A 357-nucleotide genomic window follows, 5' to 3' on the forward strand; every position below is an offset into this window, starting at 1 on the left:
ACGGGATCGACACGAAATGGTGGTACGACGACCTGATCACCGTCGTCGGCGAGGCCGGCGAGTTCATCGACGACATCATCATTCCGAAGGTCAAGTCCGCCAGCGACGTGCACACCGTCGAGAATCTGCTCGCGCAGGTCGAAGAGAACAACGGGCTGGAGGTCGGCGGCATCGGCCTCGAACCGCAGATCGAGGACGGCGAGGGGATCCACAACGTCCACGACATCGCGCACGCCTCCGACCGGCTCTCGTCGATCATTTTCGGGCCGGCCGACTACTCCGCGGCGATGGGAACGCCCGGACTCGACATCGGCCAGTTCCCGGAGTACCCGGGTCACTACTGGCACCACGCGCTCT

Annotated in this window: 1 protein-coding gene; it reads left to right on the plus strand. The window is 64.4% G+C overall.

Going from position 1 to position 357, the window contains the following annotated elements:
* On the plus strand, positions 1-357 hold a 357-nt coding region (locus SM753_RS20305; protein WP_323192897.1), incomplete at both ends, for an aldolase/citrate lyase family protein.

This window comes from Halostella sp. PRR32 (genome assembly GCF_034808085.1).
Taxonomy (GTDB): domain Archaea; phylum Halobacteriota; class Halobacteria; order Halobacteriales; family Natronoarchaeaceae; genus Halostella; species Halostella pelagica.